Annotated in this window: 1 protein-coding gene; it reads right to left on the reverse strand. The window is 70.9% G+C overall.

The window, feature by feature from the left end:
* A partial coding sequence (locus tag IF78_RS47360; protein ID WP_158751734.1) for an AMP-binding protein occupies positions 1-223 on the reverse strand: 223 nt, incomplete at both ends.

Consider the following 223-nt stretch of genomic DNA (forward strand, 5'->3'; position numbering starts at 1 on the left):
CATCGCCGTGTCGGCCAGAAGCACCGGCGCGGACGTCTCGTCGACGATCCACTGCATCCGCTCCAGCGGGTAACCGCTGTGCAGCGGGAGGTAGAACGCACCCGCCTTCAGCACCGCCAGCAGTGCCACCACCAGGTCCACCGAGCGCTCCATCAGCACCGCCACCGGCGCCTCCGGCCCCACCCCCAGACCCACCAGCCGGTGCGCCAACTGATTGGCCCGC

This window comes from Streptomyces bicolor (genome assembly GCF_000719285.1).
Classification (GTDB): Bacteria; Actinomycetota; Actinomycetes; order Streptomycetales; family Streptomycetaceae; genus Streptomyces; species Streptomyces bicolor.